Genomic DNA, 18,202 nt, shown 5'->3' with positions numbered 1-18,202 from the left:
TATGGTCAAAGTAGCAACCCAGACACCGATTATCAGTCTCTTCTTGCTGATTTTATCCTTGGAAACATCTTTCATTCCTTCGATTGCTCTGAATCTTTCGGTAGTCGCATTTTGCATTCTCTTTATGCTCTATTACCGTCGATTTAAAGTATTGGCTTGGATGATTCTGCTCGCCATTTTGCCATCTTTGGCCAACTACTGGGCAGTTCAGTTACATGGAGATACTTCGCAGGCAGTCATGCTTGGAACGAGGGCCTTTGTGACCGTTTGTATTGGTCTTGTTTTTGTTTCCTCTATTTCCCTAAAAGAGCTTCTCTTGTACTTGGCTCAAAAGGGGTTATCACGCTCTTGGGCCTATGCCTTGATTGTGGTATTCAATTCCTTCCCCCTCATTCAGCAAGAAATTAAGTCTCTCAAGGAAGCGTGCTTATTACGCGGTCAAGAACTGCATATTTGGTCTCCCTTGATTTACAGCAAGGTCCTGATGACAGTCTTTAGGTGGCGTCATCTTTATCTTAGAGCCCTGTCGGCGCATGGATATGACGAACATGCACAGGTGGAGAATCGCTATCGGACTTTTTATATTCCTCAAAGGACAATATTCATCTACCTGCTGTTCTTTTTATTGCTTCAAACTAGTCTATTTTTATAAAGGAGTTATTATGGAATTTACAGATATTGCGATGGAATTATCCAAGGAAGCTTGGCAGGCTTCCTTTCATCACCCCTTTGTTTTACAGTTACAAGAGGGAGAATTAGATCCGTCCATCTTTCGCTATTACTTGATTCAGGATGCCTACTATTTGAAGGCCTTCTCAGAAGCCTATCACCTCTTGGCTGATAAGACTTCAAACCAAGAGATGAAAAGACTCTTGAAACAAAATGCTCAGAGTCTAGTGGAAGGTGAGTTATTTATCCGCCAACAATTTTTCAAGGAATTGGAAATCAGCAACCAGGAAATGGAGCAACATCCAATCGCTCCAACCTGCTATCATTATATCTCTCACATTTATCGTCAATTTGCAGAGCCAAACTTGGGCATTGCTTTTGCGAGCTTGCTGCCTTGTCCTTGGCTATATCATGATATAGGCAAATCACTTAATCTTAAACCATCACCAAATCCTCTCTACCAACAATGGATTGAAACTTATATTACGGATGAGTTGGAGCAGCAGATTCGAGAGGAAGAAGCTTTGGTAAATCAGCTCTATCGAGAAAGTGACGAGACAGACAAGAAAAAAATGCTAGATGCCTTCCACATCAGTGTTCATATGGAAGCCAAGTTTTGGGAAATGGCCTACCAACACCAGACATGGAAGAGCGATTTACAGTCTTTAGAAACAGGAGAAGAATAGAAATATGAGAAACCACCAATTACAGGTTCACAAATTAACCATTTTATCCATGATGATTGCCCTTGATGTAGTTCTTACGCCTATCTTTCGGATTGAGGGAATGGCACCGATGTCCAGTGTAGTCAATATTCTAGCAGGAATCATGATGGGACCTGTTTATGCCTTGGTTATGGCTACAGTGACAGCCTTTATCCGTATGACGACTCAAGGGATTCCGCCTTTAGCTCTCACAGGAGCGACTTTTGGAGCCCTTCTAGCAGGTCTCTTTTATAAGTATGGTCGAAAATTTCACTTTTCTGCCTTAGGAGAAATTGTGGGAACAGGTATTATTGGTTCAATTGTTTCCTATCCTGTTATGGTACTCTTTACAGGATCGGCCGCTAAGCTTAGCTGGTTTATCTACACTCCTCGATTTTTCGGAGCAACCTTGATTGGCACAGCGATTTCCTTTATTGCCTTTCGATTTTTAATCAAGCAGGAATTCTTTAAAAAAGTGCAGGGATATTTCTTTGATGAAAGGATAAACTGATGCAGGCATTTACAAATCCCTTTCCTATAGGCTCTAGTTCCCTAATTCACTGTATTACCAATGAGATTTCTTGTGAGATGCTAGCAAATGGGATTTTGGCTCTGGGGTGTAAACCAGTTATGGCAGATGATCCCCGTGAGGTTCTTGATTTTACTAAGCAAAGCCAGGCACTCTTCATCAATTTGGGACATTTGTCAGCTGAGAAGGAAAAAGCAATCCGTATGGCAGCTTCTTATGCAGCTCAAGTTTCTCTCCCAATGGTAGTAGATGCGGTTGGCGTAACGGCTTCATCCATTCGTAAGAGCTTAATTAAAGACCTTTTAGACTACAGCCCTACGGTCCTTAAAGGAAACATGTCGGAAATTCGAAGTCTTGTTGGCTTAAAGCACCACGGCGTTGGGGTAGATGCGAGTGCTAAAGACCAAGAAACTGAGGATTTACTTCAAGTCTTGAAAGACTGGTGTCAGACCTATCCTGGTATGTTATTCTTAGTTACTGGTCCTAAGGACCTCATCGTTTCGAAGAATCAGGTCGCTGTACTGGGAAATGGCTGTGCAGAATTAGACTGGATAACAGGGACAGGAGACTTGGTTGGAGCCTTGACAGCCGTTTTTCTCAGCCAAGGAAAGACTGGATTTGAAGCTTCCTGCTTAGCAGTCTCTTATCTCAATATCTCTGCTGAGAGAATAGTTGTTCAAGGGATGGGATTGGAAGATTTTCGTTACCAAGTACTCAATCAGCTTTCGCTCCTCAAAAGAGATGAAAATTGGCTAGAAGCCATAAAAGGAGATGTTTATGAATAGAGAAGCACTTAGACTGTATCTGGTAACCAATCGCTACCAAGATTCCTTGGAAAGTTTTCTTGAAAAGATTGAGACGGCTTGCCGTTCAGGTGTTACCATAGTCCAATTACGAGAAAAAAATCTCACAACCAATCAATACTATCAACTAGCCAAACAAGTCAAGGAAATAACAGATGCCTATCAGGTACCCTTGATAATCGATGATCGCTTGGATGTCTGTCTCGCAGTTGATGCTGCTGGTCTGCATATCGGAGACGATGAACTACCAGTTTCGGTTGCCCGCAAAGTCTTGGGCCCTGACAAAATCCTCGGTGTCACAGCTAAAACTGTAAAAAGAGCCCTCGAGGCAGAAGAAGGAGGTGCGGATTACTTGGGGACAGGAGCCATTTTCCCGACTACGACCAAGGAAAATGCGCCTATCACCCTGATTTCAACCTTGAGGACAATTTGCCAAAGGGTCGCCATTCCAGTAGTTGCTATTGGAGGCTTGACGTCAGAGAATATTGACCAGCTTGTTGACACTGGCATAGCTGGTGTAGCTGTAGTGCGTGATTTGATGCAGGCAGAAGATATAGAGACAAAAACGCAAGCCTTTTTGACAAAGTTGGATGGCATTATTTTCTAATTAATACTCAATGAAAATCAAAGAGCAAACTAGGAAGCTAGTCGCAGGTTGCTCAAAGCACAGCTTTGAGGTTGCAGATAAAGCTGACGTCGTTTGAAGAGATTTTCGAAGAGTATAAAAACTCTCTAATTCCCTTAAAGTAGGAACTAGAGAGTTTTTTTAATCTTTAAAGCTTGTATGGTTAACTGGGCCAGAACCATGACCGAGTTGAGGGGCGTCTTGGATGGCTTTCGTGATAAAGGCCTTGGCCTTATCAACTGCATGGTAAAGACTTTTGCCCTTGGCTAGTTCAGCAGTAATCACTGCAGCAAAGGTACATCCAGTACCATGAGTGTGACAGGTTTGAATTCGTGGGCTTTCCCAGACAAATTGTTCATCCTTGGTAAAGAGGAAATCCTTGGCACCACCTTCGAGATGGCCACCTTTAATGACTACAGATTGAGGACCAAATTCTTTTAAAATCAGGCGACCGGCACGCTGCATGTCTTCAGGATCATGGATTGAAAAACCAACAATCTCTTCTGCCTCAGGAAGATTCGGAGTGATAATGGTTGCAAGGGGAAGTAGGTTTGTTTTTAGGTAAGTTCTGGCACTGGTATCAATCAGGGTGTCACCGCTTGTTGCGACCATAACAGGGTCAAGGACGTAGGGACAGTCCAACTTTTTAAGATAGGGTTGGATGATTTCCATAATTTCGGTAGTTGCCAACATCCCAGTTTTTACAGCCTGAGGCTTGATATCCGAAAAGACACTCTCCAATTGGGCTTTCAACATTTGAGGAGAAACGTGCTCGATTAATTGAACGCCTCTGGTATTTTGAGCGACAAGACTGGTCACAACGGCCATTCCATAGACATCTCTAGCTTGGAACGACTTTAAATCAGCCATAATGCCAGCACCACCACTAGGGTCAGTCCCTGCAATGGTCAAAGCAACGGGTAAATAAGTCATCTAAAACCTCCCAACCAACTGAAGTTTGTATTCTTAAGAACAAGCTGGTCTGTTTTAGAAAGGTAATAGAAGACTGCTAGTCCCCATTATCATTTCCACTTCCATCAGCTAGCATTACCTAGATTGAGTCAAAGGGTCTAACAGTCGTTAATCTCAGCTTTACGCACCCCTAGTGGTTGTTTTCTTTTTTCTTTAGTATAGCATATTTTTATAGTTTATATAGTAAGATTTGATTGAAAATCCTTTATCATAGGGTTAAAATTTAATTTTTCAAAGAAAAGATTAATTTTATAATTGACAAATGTAGATTTTAAGAGTATACTGATAATTGTAATTGACAAATGTAGATTTAGGAGGTGTGATGATGCAGATTTCAGATGCAGAATGGCAGGTCATGAAGATTATTTGGATGCAAGGAGAGCAGACCAGTACGGATTTGATCAGGGTTCTGGCGGAGCGGTTCGACTGGTCCAAGTCAACCATTCAAACTCTTTTGGCTCGTTTGGTTGAGAAAGAGTGTCTGACAAGGAAAAAAGAAGGCAAGTCCTTTGTTTATTCGGCGCTTTTAACTCTAGACCAAAGCCGAGACTTGCTTGTCCAAGATATCAAAGACAAGGTTTGTTCCCGTAGGATTAAGAATTTGTTAGTTGATTTGATTATGGAGTGTGATTTTACTCTGGCTGACTTGGAAGCCTTGGAAGCTGTGATTTCAGAGAAGAAATCAAGCGCTGTAACAGAAGTAAGATGTAATTGTATGTAAAGGAGACGTCATGTTAAATAGTATTGTAACCATTATTTGTATTGTCCTTATCGCGTTTATCTTGTTTTGGTTTTTCAAAAAGCCTGAGAAATCTGGACAAAAGGCCCAACAAAAAAAGGGCTACCAAGAGATTCGAGTGGAGGTCATGGGGGGCTATACGCCTGAGTTGATTATCCTCAAGAAATCAGTGCCAGCCCGCATTGTCTTTGACCGTAAGGACCCTTCACCTTGTCTGGACCAAATTGTTTTTCCAGATTTTGGTGTACATGCGGACCTGCCTATGGGGGAAGAGTATATAGTGGAAATCACGCCTGAGCAGGCTGGAGAATTTGGCTTTGCTTGTGGTATGAATATGATGCACGGTAAGATGATTGTAGAATAGGAGAATGATATGACTGAAATTGTAAAAGCAAGTCTTGAAAATGGTGTTCAAAAAATCCGTATCACGGCAGACAAAGGCTACCATCCAGCTCATATACAGCTTCAAAAAGGGATTCCAGCTGAGATTACCTTTCATCGAGCAACTCCTTCAAACTGTTACAAGGAAATTCTGTTTGAAGAAGAAGGCATCTTAGAACCAATCGGCGTAGACGAAGAGAAAGTCATTCGTTTTACACCTCAAGAATTAGGTCAACATGAATTTTCTTGTGGTATGAAGATGCAAAAGGGAAGTTATACAGTTGTTGAGAAGACTCGAAAATCTCTATCACTTTTACAGCGTTTTTGGATTACTAGTATCTTTACTGTGCCTCTTGTGATCCTCATGATTGGGATGTCGACAGGAGGAATTAGTCACCAAGTCATGCGTTGGGGCACCTTTTTAGCCACAACACCGATTATGCTAGTAGCAGGTGGTCCTTATATCCAAAGTGCTTGGGCTAGTTTTAAAAAGCACAATGCCAACATGGATACCTTGGTTGCTCTGGGAACCCTAGTGGCCTATTTCTATAGCTTAGTTGCCCTCTTCGCTGGCCTCCCCGTTTACTTTGAAAGTGCTGCCTTTATCTTCTTCTTCGTTCTTATGGGAGCCGTTTTTGAGGAGAAAATGCGTAAAAATACTTCCCAAGCTGTGGAGAAATTACTTGACTTGCAGGCTAAAACTGCAGAAGTCTTGCGTGAGGATAACTATGTTCAAGTCCCTTTGGAGCAAGTCAAGGTAGGTGACCTGATTCGAGTGCGTCCCGGTGAAAAGATTGCGGTTGATGGTGTCGTAGTAGAAGGTATCTCTAGTATTGATGAGTCTATGGTGACAGGTGAGAGTCTGCCTGTGGACAAGACAGTTGGAGATACCGTCATTGGTTCAACCATCAATAATAGTGGAACACTTGTTTTTAGAGCAGAAAAAGTTGGTTCAGAGACTGTTTTGGCTCAGATTGTCGATTTTGTGAAGAAAGCTCAGACAAGTCGTGCGCCGATTCAGGACTTGACGGATAAAATTTCAGGCATTTTTGTCCCAGCAGTTGTCATTTTAGGGATTGTGACCTTTTGGGTTTGGTTCGTCTTGCTCAGGGATAGTGTAGTCGTGCTTGGAGCGAGTTTTGTGTCTTCGCTTCTCTATGGAGTAGCAGTTCTGATTATTGCCTGCCCTTGTGCATTGGGACTTGCAACACCGACAGCCCTTATGGTGGGGACAGGACGCAGTGCCAAGATGGGAGTTCTCCTCAAAAATGGAACGGTTCTACAGGAAATCCAGAAAGTCCAAACTATCGTCTTTGATAAGACCGGAACTTTGACAGAAGGGAAACCTGTGGTAACAGATATCATCGGCGACGAAGTAGAAGTGCTTGGATTGGCAGCTTCCTTGGAAGAAGCTTCTCAACACCCACTGGCTGAAGCCGTTGTGAAACGAGCGAGTGAAGCTGGACTTGAGCTTCACACTGTTGAAAATTTCCAAGCCTTGCACGGAAAAGGTGTTTCAGGGCAAATTAATGGAAAACAAGTTTTGCTTGGAAATGCTAAAATGCTAGATGGTATGGATATTTCAAGTAATTATCAAGATAAACTAGAAGAACTAGAAAAAGAAGCTAAGACAGTTGTGTTCTTAGCTGTGGACAATGAAATCAAAGGCTTGCTTGCTTTGCAAGATATTCCTAAGGAAAATGCTAAGCTTGCCATCAGTCAGTTGAAAAAACGAGGTCTTAAAACAGTCATGCTGACAGGAGACAATGCAGGTGTGGCGCGTGCTATTGCCGATCAGATCGGAATCGAAGAGGTCATTGCAGGTGTCTTGCCAGAAGAAAAAGCCCATGAAATCCATAAACTACAAGCGGCTGGAAAAGTAGCCTTTGTTGGTGATGGTATCAATGACGCTCCTGCCCTCAGTGTAGCAGATGTGGGGATTGCTATGGGAGCTGGAACGGATATCGCTATCGAGTCAGCAGATTTAGTGTTGACAACCAATAACCTCCTAGGCGTGGTTCGTGCCTTTGACATGAGTAAGAAAACCTTTAATCGAATTCTGCTCAATCTTTTCTGGGCCTTTATCTACAATGTCGCCGGAATTCCGATTGCAGCAGGAGTCTTTTCTGGTGTTGGACTGGCCCTCAATCCAGAACTAGCTGGTCTAGCCATGGCCTTTAGTTCTGTATCTGTTCTGACTAGTTCACTCTTACTAAACTTTAGTAAAATAGACTAAAAGCGGGCTTGCTCGCTTTTTTATTATAAAACAGAAACTAAAAACGTTTTCAAACTGTACTGTAATAGAGAATAAAAACTTCTGAGCAGATTCTTAGTAAAGTCAAAATAAATGTGATAAATTAGTAGTGTAAAAATTTACTGAAACGTTTTCAAAAAATATATGAAACCTTTTTTAGTAGATTTAAAAATATTTGAAGGAGAGTTATCATTATGACTCAAGGGAAAATTACTGCATCTGCAGCAATGCTTAACGTATTGAAAACATGGGGCGTAGACACAATCTACGGTATCCCATCAGGAACACTCAGCTCATTGATGGACGCTTTGGCTGAAGACAAAGATATCCGCTTCTTGCAAGTTCGCCACGAAGAAACAGGTGCTCTTGCAGCGGTTATGCAAGCTAAATTCGGCGGCTCAATCGGGGTTGCAGTTGGTTCAGGTGGTCCAGGTGCGACTCACTTGATTAACGGTGTTTACGATGCAGCTATGGATAACACTCCATTCCTAGCAATCCTTGGATCACGTCCAGTTAACGAACTCAACATGGATGCTTTCCAAGAATTGAACCAAAACCCAATGTACAACGGTATCGCTGTATATAACAAACGTGTAGCTTACGCTGAGCAATTACCAAAAGTTATTGACGAAGCTTGCCGTGCTGCAGTTTCTAAAAAAGGTCCAGCCGTTGTTGAAATCCCAGTAAACTTTGGTTTCCAAGAAATCGACGAAAACTCATACTACGGTTCAGGTTCATACGAACGCTCATTCATCGCTCCTGCTTTGAACGAAGTTGAAATCGACAAAGCTGTTGAAATCTTGAACAATGCTGAACGTCCAGTTATCTATGCTGGTTACGGTGGTGTTAAAGCTGGTGAAGTGATTACTGAATTGTCACGTAAAATCAAAGCACCAATCATCACAACTGGTAAAAACTTTGAAGCTTTCGAATGGAACTATGAAGGTTTGACAGGTTCTGCTTACCGTGTTGGTTGGAAACCAGCCAACGAAGTGGTCTTTGAAGCAGACACAGTTCTTTTCCTTGGTTCAAACTTCCCATTTGCTGAAGTTTACGAAGCATTCAAGAATACTGAAAAATTCATCCAAGTGGATATCGACCCTTACAAACTTGGTAAACGTCATGCCCTAGACGCTTCAATCCTTGGTGATGCAGGTCAAGCAGCTAAAGCTATCCTTGACAAAGTGAACCCAGTTGAATCTACTCCATGGTGGCGTGCAAACGTTAAGAATAACCAAAACTGGCGTGATTACATGAACAAACTCGAAGGTAAAACTGAGGGTGAATTGCAATTGTATCAAGTTTACAATGCAATCAACAAACATGCTGATCAAGACGCTATCTACTCAATCGACGTAGGTGACACTACTCAAACATCTACTCGTCACCTTCACATGACACCTAAGAACATGTGGCGTACATCTCCACTCTTTGCGACAATGGGTATTGCCCTTCCTGGTGGTATCGCTGCTAAGAAAGACAATCCAGATCGCCAAGTATGGAACATCATGGGTGACGGTGCATTCAACATGTGCTACCCAGACGTTATCACAAACGTTCAATACGACCTTCCAGTTATCAACGTTGTCTTCTCAAATGGTAAATATGCCTTCATCAAGGACAAATACGAAGACACAAACAAACACTTGTTTGGTTGTGACTTCCCTAATGCTGACTATGCGAAAATCGCTGAAGCTCAAGGAGCTGTTGGATTTACAGTTGACCGTATCGAAGACATCGATGCAGTTGTTGCAGAAGCTGTTAAATTGAGCAAAGAAGGTAAAACTGTTGTTATCGATGCTCGCATCACTGAACACCGTCCACTTCCAGTAGAAGTACTTGAATTGGATCCAAAACTTCACTCAGAAGAAGCAATCAAAGCCTTCAAGGAAAAATACGAAGCAGAAGAACTCGTACCATTCCGTCTCTTCTTGGAAGAAGAAGGGTTGCAATCACGCGCAATTAAATAATTTCTCTCGTCGAAAATCAAATGTAAACTGTGTTATCTTCACCTTGCCGTACTTCAGTACTGCCTGCGGTTTGATGCCTTGTTTATTCTTTGATTTTCATAGAGAGAAACTTGAAAAGATCGGAGCAATCCGGTCTTTTTATGGAGGATAGTAAATGAATTTAAATCAATTAGATATTATCGTTTCAGATGTTCCCAAAGTCTGTGCTGACTTGGAGCGTATTTTGGATAAAAAGTCCGATTATGTTGATGACAGTTTTGCTCAATTTACGATTGGCAGTCACTGTCTGATGTTGTCCCAAAATCATTTGATTCCTTTGGAAGATTTTCAGTCAGGAATCATTCTTCATATCGAGGTTGAGGATGTAGACCAGAACTACAAACGGTTGAACGAGCTTGGTATCCAGGTTTTAAACGATCCAACTGTAACCGATTGGGGAACAGAGTCCTTATTAGTTAAAGGCCCTGCTGGTCTAGTGATTGATTTTTATCGTATGAAATAGGACATAGTAGAGTTTGATCGCCAACAAAAGTTATAGCATAAGAAGGGTTTTATTCACTATTTTTATAAAATCTTCTCCCTACTTTATATAATAGGAAAAAGAGTTCAATAAGACTTAGCTTTTTGCTATAATGAGGGGAGAAAAATCAGACAGGAGATCGACATGTCAGAACCATTATTTTTACAATCAGTTATGCAAGAAAAAATCTGGGGTGGAACCAAGCTACGTGATGAGTTTGGCTACGACATTCCAAGTGAAAAAATCGGAGAATACTGGGCCATCTCAGCTCATCCAAATGGAGTCTCTAAAATTGCCAATGGTCGCTTTGAAGGAACAGATCTAGCTACTTTGTATGCAGAGCACCGTGAATTGTTTGGCAATCGTCCAGAACCTGTATTTCCACTGTTGACCAAGATTCTGGATGCTAACGACTGGCTCAGTGTCCAAGTTCATCCAGACGATGCTTATGGACTCGAGCATGAAGGCGAACTTGGAAAAACAGAATGCTGGTACATCATCGCTGCGGATGAAGGTTCAGAGATTATCTATGGTCACAATGCCAAGTCAAAAGAAGAACTCCGTCAGCAAATTGAAGCTAAAAACTGGGAGGGTCTATTAACAAAAGTCCCTGTTAAGGCTGGAGATTTCTTCTATGTGCCAAGTGGCACCATGCACGCCATCGGTGCAGGTATCTTGATTCTTGAAACCCAACAATCTAGTGACACCACCTATCGCGTCTATGACTTTGACCGCAAGGACGACAAGGGTAACTTGCGTGAACTTCACCTTGAAAAATCAATTGATGTTTTAAACATTGGAGAGCCAGCAAATAGCCGTCCTGTAACTGTTAAAGCAGATGATTTGCGTTCCACTCTCCTTGTATCTAATGATTTCTTTGCAGTTTACAAGTGGGAAATTACTGGAAAAGTTGACTTCGAAAAAACAGCTGACTACAGCTTATTCAGTGTCTTAGCTGGTCAAGGTCAACTGACTGTTGACGGGAAAAACTATCCAATCCAAAAAGGTAGCCACTGTATCCTACCAAGTGATGTTGAAACTTGGACTCTGGAAGGGCAAGGTTTGGAATTGATTGTTAGTCATCCATAAAAAAGAAAGGGCCTGAGTTTACTACTCAAGTCCTTTTTGATTACATAAATTGGGCGATGAAGACCACGATGATGATGATTGGAATGATGAAACGAAGAAGGAAGAGCCAGACTTGGAACAGTCCCTGTTTCCATGCTGTTTCATCAAGATGGAGTTCCTCCATTGCAAGAGCCTTTTTAAAGATATAGCCTGTAAAAAGTGAAAGGCAGAGAGCTCCAAATGGCATGAGGAGATTGGAAACCAAGAAGTCCATAGCGTCAAAGAAGGTCTTCCCAAAGATGTGAACATCCGCCATGACACCGTAAGATAGAGCTGAAGGAATTCCAAAGACAAAGGTCAAGATTCCTAAAATCACACTCCATTTGGCACGTTTGTTGTTATCCTGATTGGTGATATTGCCCACATTGATTTCCAGCATAACGACGGAAGAAGTGACTGTCGCAAAGAGGAAGAGCAAGAGGAAGAGGATGTAGAAAATGGTTCCAAAAGGCATCTTGTCAAAGAGTTGAGGCAAGACAATAAAGAGCAAGCTTGGTCCCCCTTCAGACCGGATATTGAAAGCTGACATGGCTGGGAAAATGGCTAGACCTGCCATGATGGATACCGAGATGTTCATTGCTACGATGGAAATTCCTGACTGGACCAAATTGGTTTTCTTATCCAAATAAGAAGCATAGGTCAGCATGGCTGTAACCCCTAGTGAGAGGGCAAAGAAAGATTGTCCCAGAGCATAGAGGAGACCAGCACTTGTCAGCTTAGAGAAGTCTGGTTTGAGGAAGTAAAGAACCCCTTCCATGGCATTTGGTAAACTGAGAGAGCGCCCAATGATGACAACAAAGATGATAAAGAGCAGGGGCATCATGACTTTCGAAGCTCTTTCAATCCCTTTTTGAACCCCACGTGATACAATGAAGATATTCAATAGGATAAAGGCTGCTTGAGCTCCTAGGGCAATGGCTGGATTTGAAATGATTGAAGTAAATAACTGAGCATAATCACCCGTTCCACCAAGTTGGAACAATTTTCCAAACTCAATGCCTAGATAGACTAAAATCCAGCCACCAATAACACTGTAAAACGATAAAAGGATAAAAAGGGCAAAGGCACCAATCCAACCGATAAAGTTGTACTTGCTATTCTTTCCTAGTTTTCCAAAGGTTTTGATAGCTGAGACACCAGCACTTCGGCCGAGGGCAAACTCAGCTAGCAAAAGGGGAAAACCGATTAGAATAGTGGAGATGAGAAAGACTAGTAAAAAGCCTCCTCCACCGTTAGCAGCAGTCATATAAGGAAATTTCCAAACGGCTCCAAGTCCGATGGCTGAACCAGCAGATGCTAGGATAAAGCCCAGTTTAGAACCCCATTGCGATTTTTCAGACATAGTTAAACTCCTAAAATTAGTATTACAAAAGAAAAAGCTACTGCCCTTGGCAAATAGCCTCATAAGTACTCAAAATGAGCCTTTCTTTTGATTGATAGACTTGACTATCCTATCATGTTTTCTAAGGTCTGTCAAGAAAACCATTTTCATGTTATGATAAAGTAAAAAAATTTCGCAAAAACGCTTGACTCTGACCTAAGGGTAGGGGTTATACTATCATTGTAAGGAGGAAATCATGTACTATATAAAAGAAGCTGCGCAGCTTTCGGGTGTCTCTGTCAAGACCCTGCACCACTACGATAAGATAGGGCTTTTGGTTCCTTTAAAGTCGGAAAACGGCTATCGAACATACAGTCAGGAGGATTTGGAGCGACTTCAGGTCATTCTTTATTACAAATATCTAGGTTTTTCTTTAGAAAAAATAGCAGAGCTATTAAAGGAAGAAAGGACAGATTTATTGCCCCATCTGACCAGACAGTTGGACTATTTGACTCGAGAAAGGGAACATCTGGATACCTTGATTTCCACCTTGCAGAAAACCATTCAAGAACAAAAAGGAGAAAGAGAAATGAGCATTCAAGAGAAATTTGCTGGATTTAACTACCAAGACCATCAAAAATACCACCAAGAGGCGGTAGAGAAATATGGACAAGAAGTCATGGACCAAGCGCTGGAGCGCCAAAAAGGTCACGAAGACGAGGCTACAGCTGCCTTCAACCAAGTTTTTCAAGCTTTGGCACAAAATCTTCAAGCTGGTCTACCTGTAACAGCAACCGAAAATCAAGAAGAAGCCACTAAACTCTTGCAAGCCATCCGTACTTATGGATTTGACTGCTCTATTGAGGTATTTGGTTATATCGGTAAAGGCTACGTCTACAACCCAGAATTTAAGGAAAACATTGACAAATTTGGACCTGGAACAGCCCAGTACACATCAGATGTCATTGCCTATTATGTCCAAACTCAGACAAAATAAAATCGGAGGAGCATTCTTCCGATTTTTACTAAATTCAAGCACTATTTGCTTAATAATTTTTCTACCACATTTAGTTTTCGCATGGTCAAATCTACATTAAAAAGCTTTTCAAGATAGTTGGTATGGAGTTTCTTTTGTTTAGCAGTTCTAGGGAGATAGAGGTAAAGACAATGGTTACCGATACAAATTTCTTCTTCACCGTAATCAATTTTCAATTTTTCTAAAGGGAGACTTTGAATAGATTCTTGATAAAAAATCACATGTATACGGTCATAAAGATAGTGTTCTCCAAACGGGTTTTCTTGGACAATTTTTTTAAAATCACTTTTGTTCTTGATAACCATTTTTAAGTCGGCCCCAATTTTTTCCTTTATCAGAGTATGAACACATTCTCGTATTTCTTCTAAATCTAAATCACTTTCAAGAATGATATTCCCACTTTGAATATAGGTTCGAACGTGTTGAAAACCAGCTTCTGTTAAAATATCTACCAAATAAGACATTTTCGGGATAGCATTTTTTCCATTAGGAGTAACACCTCTTAGTAAAATAATATGTTCCAAAGGACTTCCTTTCTTATTTTGTATTTTAGTCATTCAATTATTTATATATTTGATTTGAGCCTGCCACCCAACCGGTACAGAGGGCTGAAGTGATATTAAAGCCACCCGTGTGGGCATTGATATCCATGACTTCGCCAGCAAAGTGAAGGCCAGGTACCAGCTTACTTTCAAGGGTTTTAGGGTTGATTTCCTTAAGACTGACACCACCCTTGGTAACAAAGGATTTGGCGAGAGACATTTTACCAGTCACAGGGATTTTGAGGGTCTTAATAGACTGGAGAAGTTGTTCTTGTTCCTTTTCACTCAACTGTTTGACTTTGTCAGGATAGCCTTGCACAAAAAAATCTGCCAAGCGTTCTGGAAGCAAAGTTTTTAAGGCATTTTTCAAGGATTTTTCCCGATTTTCTTCTAGAAATGTAGTCAAGTCATTTTCAGAAAGATGAGGCAAGACATCCAGTGAAAGGATTTCACCACCCTTGACAAAACTAGACATACGTAGGGCAGCAGGGCCAGACAAACCAAAGTGGGTAAAGAGCAAATCGTGAGTGATGACATGCTTACCATAGCTTAGGGTCACATCGTCCAGCGAAATACCCTGCAAGACCTTGTGTGGAAAATCTGTCAACAAAGGACTCTCAGCGGCCTCAAGTTCGGTGATGGTGTGCTTAAAATGACGGGCGATCTCGTGACCAAACCCAGTTGAACCAGTCGAAGGATAGGATTTACCACCTGTTGTGACAATGAGTTTCTCACAAGTGAAGGTTTGGTCTGCGGACTTAAGGACAAACTGGTCGTCTATCTTTTTAACCGAAACAATCTCCGTTTGAGTAGCAACTCGACCACCGAGCTCAGTGATTTTCTTTTCCAAGGCTTCGATAATGGTACGAGACTTGTCACTAGCAGGAAAGACGCGTCCGTGGTCTTCGACCTTAAGTTTAACACCATTTTCTGTAAAAAAATTAATGATATCATGGTTATCAAATTGGGAGAAGACACTGTAGAGAAAGCGCCCATTTCCAGGGATGCCAGCTAGTAGGTCATCTAGAGTTCCGTTGTTGGTTACATTGCAACGTCCCCCACCAGTACCAGCTAATTTTTTTCCAAGTTTCCGATTTTTTTCGATGAGGAGGGTTTTCTGTCCATAAAAGCTACTGGAAATCGTAGCCATCATACCAGCAGGACCTCCACCAATGACGATAGTATCAAAATGTTTCATAGCTCTATTGTACCACAAAAAAACAAGAGATGATGGTCACCTCTTGTCAAGAATGTAATTAGTCAATTTCATATCCCATCAGCAAGCCACCATCTTCTGCATAGAAACTGCAAAGACCAGAGGTTGGGAGAATTTTGATGTTAGCTTGTGGGAAGGTTTCACGGATTCGATCTGAGAGCTGTTGGCAACATTTCTCGTTATTGCGTTGGGCCATGACAATACGGCCACCAGCATATCCAGCTTTTATCAACTCCTCATAGGCTGCCTGAATCGATTTCTTTGCTCCTCTTGCTTTTTGTAGCAATTCAAGGGTTCCAGTTTCACTAGCTTCTCCGACCATACGGATGTTGAGAAGGCCAACGACCGTACCGATAAGTTTGCTCAAACGGCCGTTTTTCACCAAGTTATCGACTTTTGCTAGGACAAAGAGCAACTTGGTTTTTTCTTGATAGGCAGTGATAGCTTCAACTACTTCTTCAAAAGATAATCCCTGGTCAATCAAATCATTTAATTTTTCTACGAGCAAGTCAACTTCACCGCCAGCAGACAAACTATCAATTACATGAATCTTAGTGTCAGGATGGTCTTCTAGATAAATATTCTTGGCCAGTTGAGCACTATTGTGACTGCCAGAAAGAGTACCTGTGATGGTTACTAGGAAAATGTTTTTGGCTCCTTCAAATGCTCGCAAATAATCATCTGGGCTTGGACAAGCTGATTTTGAAGCTTCTGCGGTTGCATACATGGTTTCCATCATTTGGTCAATGTCAAGACTGGAATCATCAACAAAGACCTGATCAGCTACTTGAATGGTTAAGGGAACACTCACAAAAGTCGTGTCAATAGCTGGTGTTGCCAGCTGACGATAATCACAACCAGAGTCAGCAATAATCTTCCAAGTCATAGAAATTCTCCATCTTTGTCAGTTATACATTGACAAAGGTTCTGTCTTTTTTTACAATTATATCATGAAAACCCTTGAAACAAAAGCCTCATCCGTCTGTTGTGACAAGTAGAAAGAAAATGTTATGTCTGAACGTAGAATCTCTGAAAAGTCTCTTGAAAATCTCAGAAAATCAAACCAAGAATCCAATTTATTAACTAGAGAAGCCATCGAAACAGCCCTCTTGCAGCTCTTGGAAAAAAAGGACTTGACCAAGATTAGCATTTCTGAATTGGTTAAACGTGCAGGCGTTTCACGTGCGGCCTTTTACCGCAATTATGGTTCCAAAGAGGAAATTTTAGAGAGCGTCTTTAAACGAACTGTTCACAATATTATGGAACAGTTGCACCATTATGATTTAAAGACAGACCTTTATTTGGTCTGGGTTCACCTTTTCCGAGAAGCAAGAAAGGAAGCCAGAGTGATTCAGTTGGCCTTGGATTACCATCTGGAAAAAATCTTTGTCCAAGCCATGCAGGAGTTTCTGGAAAAATACCATGGAAAATCAAAAGGTGTCAGCTCTTATCTTCATTCCTTCTGGAGTTCAGCCATCGTCTCAGTCCTTCTAAAATGGATCAAGGATGGCATGAAGGTACCTGCTGAAAAGATTGCGGACTTACGGTTACCATTTTTTAAAAAATAGATAAAAAGGAGAAAAGAGATGACTGAAAAAAGACTAGCATGGGATGAGTATTTTGCTGCCCAAGCCCTATTAATTGCCAATCGTTCCACTTGTAAGCGTGCCAAAGTAGGCGCAATTCTGGTAAAGGATAATAAGGTTATTTCCACTGGTTACAATGGTTCGGTGTCAGGAACCGAGCATTGTATTGACCACGAATGTCTGGTCATTGAAGGCCACTGTGTTCGCACTCTTCACGCAGAGGTCAATGCTATCCTTCAAGGTGCAGAACGTGGGGTTCCTAAAGGCTTTACAGCCTATGTGACCCATTTTCCTTGTCTGAACTGTACCAAACAATTGCTTCAGGTTGGTTGCAAGCGCGTGGTTTATATCAACCAGTACCGAATGGACGACTATGCCCAATACCTTTATCAAGAAAAAGGGACAGAATTGACTCATTTACCACTTGAGACAGTACAGGCAGCTCTTAAAGAGGCAGATTTAATGTAAAAATTATCAAAAACAAATGGTTTAGAAAGATTTTTAAACCGTTTTTTGGTATAATAAGAAGAATAAATTGAAAGAAGGAACTCCAAAAATGGGAAAAATTGAAGTTATTAATCATCCACTGATTCAACACAAATTGTCAATCTTGCGTCGTACAGATACTTCTACAAAAGCTTTTCGTGAGCTAGTAGATGAGATTGCAATGTTGATGGGGTATGAAGTACTTCGTGATCTTCCACTAGAAGATGTGGAAATCGAAACACCAATCACAAAAACAGTTCAAAAACAATTGGCAGGTAAGAAATTGGCCATCGTTCCAATCTTGCGTGCAGGTATCGGGATGGTTGATGGTCTCTTGAGCTTGGTTCCAGCTGCTAAAGTTGGTCACATCGGTATGTACCGTGATGAAGAAACACTTCAACCAGTTGAATACTTGGTGAAATTGCCTGAGGACATTGACCAACGTCAAATTTTTGTAGTAGACCCAATGTTGGCAACAGGTGGTTCAGCAATCTTGGCTGTTGATTCTCTTAAAAAACGTGGCGCATCAAATATCAAATTTGTCTGCCTTGTATCTGCTCCAGAAGGTGTAAAAGCCCTTCAAGAAGCTCATCCAGATGTAGAAATCTTTACAGCAGCCTTGGATGACCGCTTAAATGAACACGGTTATATCGTTCCAGGTCTTGGAGATGCTGGGGACCGCTTGTTCGGTACGAAATAAGATCGAAAAGAAGATTGACTT

General features: G+C 41.5%; 20 protein-coding genes and 1 riboswitch. Of the genes, 15 read left to right on the top strand and 5 right to left on the bottom strand.

Features of this window, described 5'->3' with window-relative positions; all coding sequences use genetic code 11:
• Position 1 precedes the first annotated feature (1 nt).
• The 5 genes from KB197_RS07570 to thiE are packed head-to-tail and all read left to right on the top strand — an operon-like array spanning position 2 to position 3,312.
• A complete protein-coding gene (locus KB197_RS07570) occupies positions 2-652 on the top strand; it encodes an energy-coupling factor transporter transmembrane component T (protein WP_212573860.1) in 651 nt (216 codons plus the stop codon).
• A 10-nt stretch (positions 653-662) separates the two neighbouring features.
• Positions 663-1,355, top strand: a complete 693-nt coding sequence (gene tenA, locus KB197_RS07565; protein WP_212573859.1) for a thiaminase II — start codon at positions 663-665, stop codon at positions 1,353-1,355.
• Positions 1,356-1,359: 4 nt separating this feature from the next.
• Positions 1,360-1,884, top strand: coding sequence for an energy coupling factor transporter S component ThiW (gene thiW, locus KB197_RS07560; RefSeq protein WP_070842691.1), 525 nt, complete (start codon positions 1,360-1,362; stop codon positions 1,882-1,884).
• Complete coding sequence (locus KB197_RS07555) at positions 1,884-2,687, top strand: hydroxyethylthiazole kinase (protein ID WP_212573858.1); 804 nt, start codon at positions 1,884-1,886, stop codon at positions 2,685-2,687. The genes thiW and KB197_RS07555 overlap by 1 nt, the downstream gene beginning before the upstream one ends.
• Positions 2,680-3,312: a thiamine phosphate synthase gene (gene thiE, locus KB197_RS07550; RefSeq protein ID WP_136937161.1), complete on the top strand. Its 633-nt coding sequence runs from the start codon at positions 2,680-2,682 to the stop codon at positions 3,310-3,312. Before KB197_RS07555 ends, thiE begins: the two co-directional genes overlap by 8 nt.
• A 159-nt stretch (positions 3,313-3,471) precedes the next feature.
• Here the strand turns inward: thiE and thiD are convergent, their stop codons facing one another.
• Positions 3,472-4,263, bottom strand: a complete 792-nt coding sequence (gene thiD / locus KB197_RS07545) for a bifunctional hydroxymethylpyrimidine kinase/phosphomethylpyrimidine kinase (protein WP_136937160.1) — start codon at positions 4,261-4,263, stop codon at positions 3,472-3,474.
• An 83-nt stretch (positions 4,264-4,346) separates the two neighbouring features.
• Positions 4,347-4,444, bottom strand: a riboswitch (TPP riboswitch).
• Positions 4,445-4,627: 183 nt separating this feature from the next.
• On the opposite strand from thiD, the gene KB197_RS07540 reads away from it, so the two are divergent.
• The 6 genes from KB197_RS07540 to manA all read left to right on the top strand — a co-directional run bounded on the left by KB197_RS07540 (position 4,628) and on the right by manA (position 11,255).
• Positions 4,628-5,023, top strand: a complete 396-nt coding sequence (locus tag KB197_RS07540; protein ID WP_212573864.1) for a CopY/TcrY family copper transport repressor — start codon at positions 4,628-4,630, stop codon at positions 5,021-5,023.
• Between the two features lie 10 nt (positions 5,024-5,033).
• On the top strand, positions 5,034-5,405 hold the full coding sequence (locus KB197_RS07535) for a cupredoxin domain-containing protein (RefSeq protein WP_212573857.1): 372 nt from the start codon (positions 5,034-5,036) through the stop codon (positions 5,403-5,405).
• Positions 5,406-5,414: 9 nt separating this feature from the next.
• Positions 5,415-7,658, top strand: a complete 2,244-nt coding sequence (locus KB197_RS07530; protein ID WP_212573856.1) for a heavy metal translocating P-type ATPase — start codon at positions 5,415-5,417, stop codon at positions 7,656-7,658.
• Positions 7,659-7,870: 212 nt separating this feature from the next.
• Positions 7,871-9,646, top strand: coding sequence for a pyruvate oxidase (gene spxB / locus KB197_RS07525; RefSeq protein ID WP_000191811.1), 1,776 nt, complete (start codon positions 7,871-7,873; stop codon positions 9,644-9,646).
• Between the two features lie 154 nt (positions 9,647-9,800).
• On the top strand, positions 9,801-10,148 hold the full coding sequence (locus KB197_RS07520; protein WP_212573855.1) for a VOC family protein: 348 nt from the start codon (positions 9,801-9,803) through the stop codon (positions 10,146-10,148).
• 162 nt (positions 10,149-10,310) lie between these two features.
• A complete protein-coding gene (gene manA / locus KB197_RS07515) occupies positions 10,311-11,255 on the top strand; it encodes a mannose-6-phosphate isomerase, class I (RefSeq protein WP_212573854.1) in 945 nt (314 codons plus the stop codon).
• Between the two features lie 40 nt (positions 11,256-11,295).
• On the opposite strand, the gene KB197_RS07510 is transcribed toward manA, so the two are convergent.
• Positions 11,296-12,636 carry a sodium-dependent transporter gene (locus KB197_RS07510; RefSeq protein ID WP_212573853.1) on the bottom strand — a complete coding sequence of 447 codons (1,341 nt, stop codon included), beginning with the start codon at positions 12,634-12,636 and terminating at the stop codon, positions 11,296-11,298.
• Between the two features lie 235 nt (positions 12,637-12,871).
• On the opposite strand from KB197_RS07510, the gene KB197_RS07505 reads away from it, so the two are divergent.
• A complete protein-coding gene (locus tag KB197_RS07505; RefSeq protein ID WP_212573852.1) occupies positions 12,872-13,612 on the top strand; it encodes a MerR family transcriptional regulator in 741 nt (246 codons plus the stop codon).
• A 41-nt stretch (positions 13,613-13,653) separates the two neighbouring features.
• Here KB197_RS07505 and KB197_RS07500 read toward each other — a convergent pair whose 3' ends face one another.
• The 3 genes from KB197_RS07500 to KB197_RS07490 are packed head-to-tail and all read right to left on the bottom strand — an operon-like array spanning position 13,654 to position 16,295.
• On the bottom strand, positions 13,654-14,175 hold the full coding sequence (locus KB197_RS07500) for a DUF1697 domain-containing protein (protein WP_000400044.1): 522 nt from the start codon (positions 14,173-14,175) through the stop codon (positions 13,654-13,656).
• A gap of 37 nt (positions 14,176-14,212) precedes the next feature.
• The gene (locus tag KB197_RS07495) at positions 14,213-15,391 is read right to left on the bottom strand and encodes an NAD(P)/FAD-dependent oxidoreductase (RefSeq protein WP_064276978.1); all 1,179 of its coding nucleotides are present in this window, start codon (positions 15,389-15,391) and stop codon (positions 14,213-14,215) included.
• A gap of 58 nt (positions 15,392-15,449) precedes the next feature.
• Positions 15,450-16,295, bottom strand: coding sequence for a DegV family protein (locus tag KB197_RS07490; RefSeq protein WP_064276930.1), 846 nt, complete (start codon positions 16,293-16,295; stop codon positions 15,450-15,452).
• Positions 16,296-16,419: 124 nt separating this feature from the next.
• Between KB197_RS07490 and KB197_RS07485 the strand changes: the two genes are divergently transcribed.
• The 3 genes from KB197_RS07485 (at position 16,420) to upp (ending at position 18,181) form a co-directional block, all read left to right on the top strand.
• The gene (locus KB197_RS07485; RefSeq protein WP_057487260.1) at positions 16,420-16,977 is read left to right on the top strand and encodes a TetR/AcrR family transcriptional regulator; all 558 of its coding nucleotides are present in this window, start codon (positions 16,420-16,422) and stop codon (positions 16,975-16,977) included.
• Between the two features lie 18 nt (positions 16,978-16,995).
• The gene (locus KB197_RS07480; protein WP_000136973.1) at positions 16,996-17,463 is read left to right on the top strand and encodes a deoxycytidylate deaminase; all 468 of its coding nucleotides are present in this window, start codon (positions 16,996-16,998) and stop codon (positions 17,461-17,463) included.
• 88 nt (positions 17,464-17,551) lie between these two features.
• Positions 17,552-18,181, top strand: a complete 630-nt coding sequence (upp, locus tag KB197_RS07475; RefSeq protein WP_064276977.1) for a uracil phosphoribosyltransferase — start codon at positions 17,552-17,554, stop codon at positions 18,179-18,181.
• The last annotated feature ends 21 nt before the right edge of the window (positions 18,182-18,202 follow it).

Source organism: Streptococcus sp. 11-4097, from assembly GCF_018215285.2.
In the GTDB taxonomy this organism is placed as follows: domain Bacteria; phylum Bacillota; class Bacilli; order Lactobacillales; family Streptococcaceae; genus Streptococcus.
Note: the sequence above shows the minus strand (reverse complement) of the source record. Positions and strands in the feature narration are given on the sequence as shown.

Excerpts from the sequence above, each read along its gene's own strand:
- KB197_RS07570 (WP_212573860.1), top strand. The coding sequence starts at position 2 with ATGGTCAAAGTAGCAACCCAGACACCGATTATCAGTCTCTTCTTGCTG.
- tenA (WP_212573859.1), top strand. The coding sequence starts at position 663 with ATGGAATTTACAGATATTGCGATGGAATTATCCAAGGAAGCTTGGCAG.
- thiW (WP_070842691.1), top strand. The coding sequence starts at position 1,360 with ATGAGAAACCACCAATTACAGGTTCACAAATTAACCATTTTATCCATG.
- KB197_RS07555 (WP_212573858.1), top strand. The coding sequence starts at position 1,884 with ATGCAGGCATTTACAAATCCCTTTCCTATAGGCTCTAGTTCCCTAATT.
- thiE (WP_136937161.1), top strand. The coding sequence starts at position 2,680 with ATGAATAGAGAAGCACTTAGACTGTATCTGGTAACCAATCGCTACCAA.
- thiD (WP_136937160.1), bottom strand. The coding sequence starts at position 4,263 with ATGACTTATTTACCCGTTGCTTTGACCATTGCAGGGACTGACCCTAGT.
- KB197_RS07540 (WP_212573864.1), top strand. The coding sequence starts at position 4,628 with ATGCAGATTTCAGATGCAGAATGGCAGGTCATGAAGATTATTTGGATG.
- KB197_RS07535 (WP_212573857.1), top strand. The coding sequence starts at position 5,034 with ATGTTAAATAGTATTGTAACCATTATTTGTATTGTCCTTATCGCGTTT.
- KB197_RS07530 (WP_212573856.1), top strand. The coding sequence starts at position 5,415 with ATGACTGAAATTGTAAAAGCAAGTCTTGAAAATGGTGTTCAAAAAATC.
- spxB (WP_000191811.1), top strand. The coding sequence starts at position 7,871 with ATGACTCAAGGGAAAATTACTGCATCTGCAGCAATGCTTAACGTATTG.
- KB197_RS07520 (WP_212573855.1), top strand. The coding sequence starts at position 9,801 with ATGAATTTAAATCAATTAGATATTATCGTTTCAGATGTTCCCAAAGTC.
- manA (WP_212573854.1), top strand. The coding sequence starts at position 10,311 with ATGTCAGAACCATTATTTTTACAATCAGTTATGCAAGAAAAAATCTGG.
- KB197_RS07510 (WP_212573853.1), bottom strand. The coding sequence starts at position 12,636 with ATGTCTGAAAAATCGCAATGGGGTTCTAAACTGGGCTTTATCCTAGCA.
- KB197_RS07505 (WP_212573852.1), top strand. The coding sequence starts at position 12,872 with ATGTACTATATAAAAGAAGCTGCGCAGCTTTCGGGTGTCTCTGTCAAG.
- KB197_RS07495 (WP_064276978.1), bottom strand. The coding sequence starts at position 15,391 with ATGAAACATTTTGATACTATCGTCATTGGTGGAGGTCCTGCTGGTATG.
- KB197_RS07490 (WP_064276930.1), bottom strand. The coding sequence starts at position 16,295 with ATGACTTGGAAGATTATTGCTGACTCTGGTTGTGATTATCGTCAGCTG.
- KB197_RS07485 (WP_057487260.1), top strand. The coding sequence starts at position 16,420 with ATGTCTGAACGTAGAATCTCTGAAAAGTCTCTTGAAAATCTCAGAAAA.
- KB197_RS07480 (WP_000136973.1), top strand. The coding sequence starts at position 16,996 with ATGACTGAAAAAAGACTAGCATGGGATGAGTATTTTGCTGCCCAAGCC.
- upp (WP_064276977.1), top strand. The coding sequence starts at position 17,552 with ATGGGAAAAATTGAAGTTATTAATCATCCACTGATTCAACACAAATTG.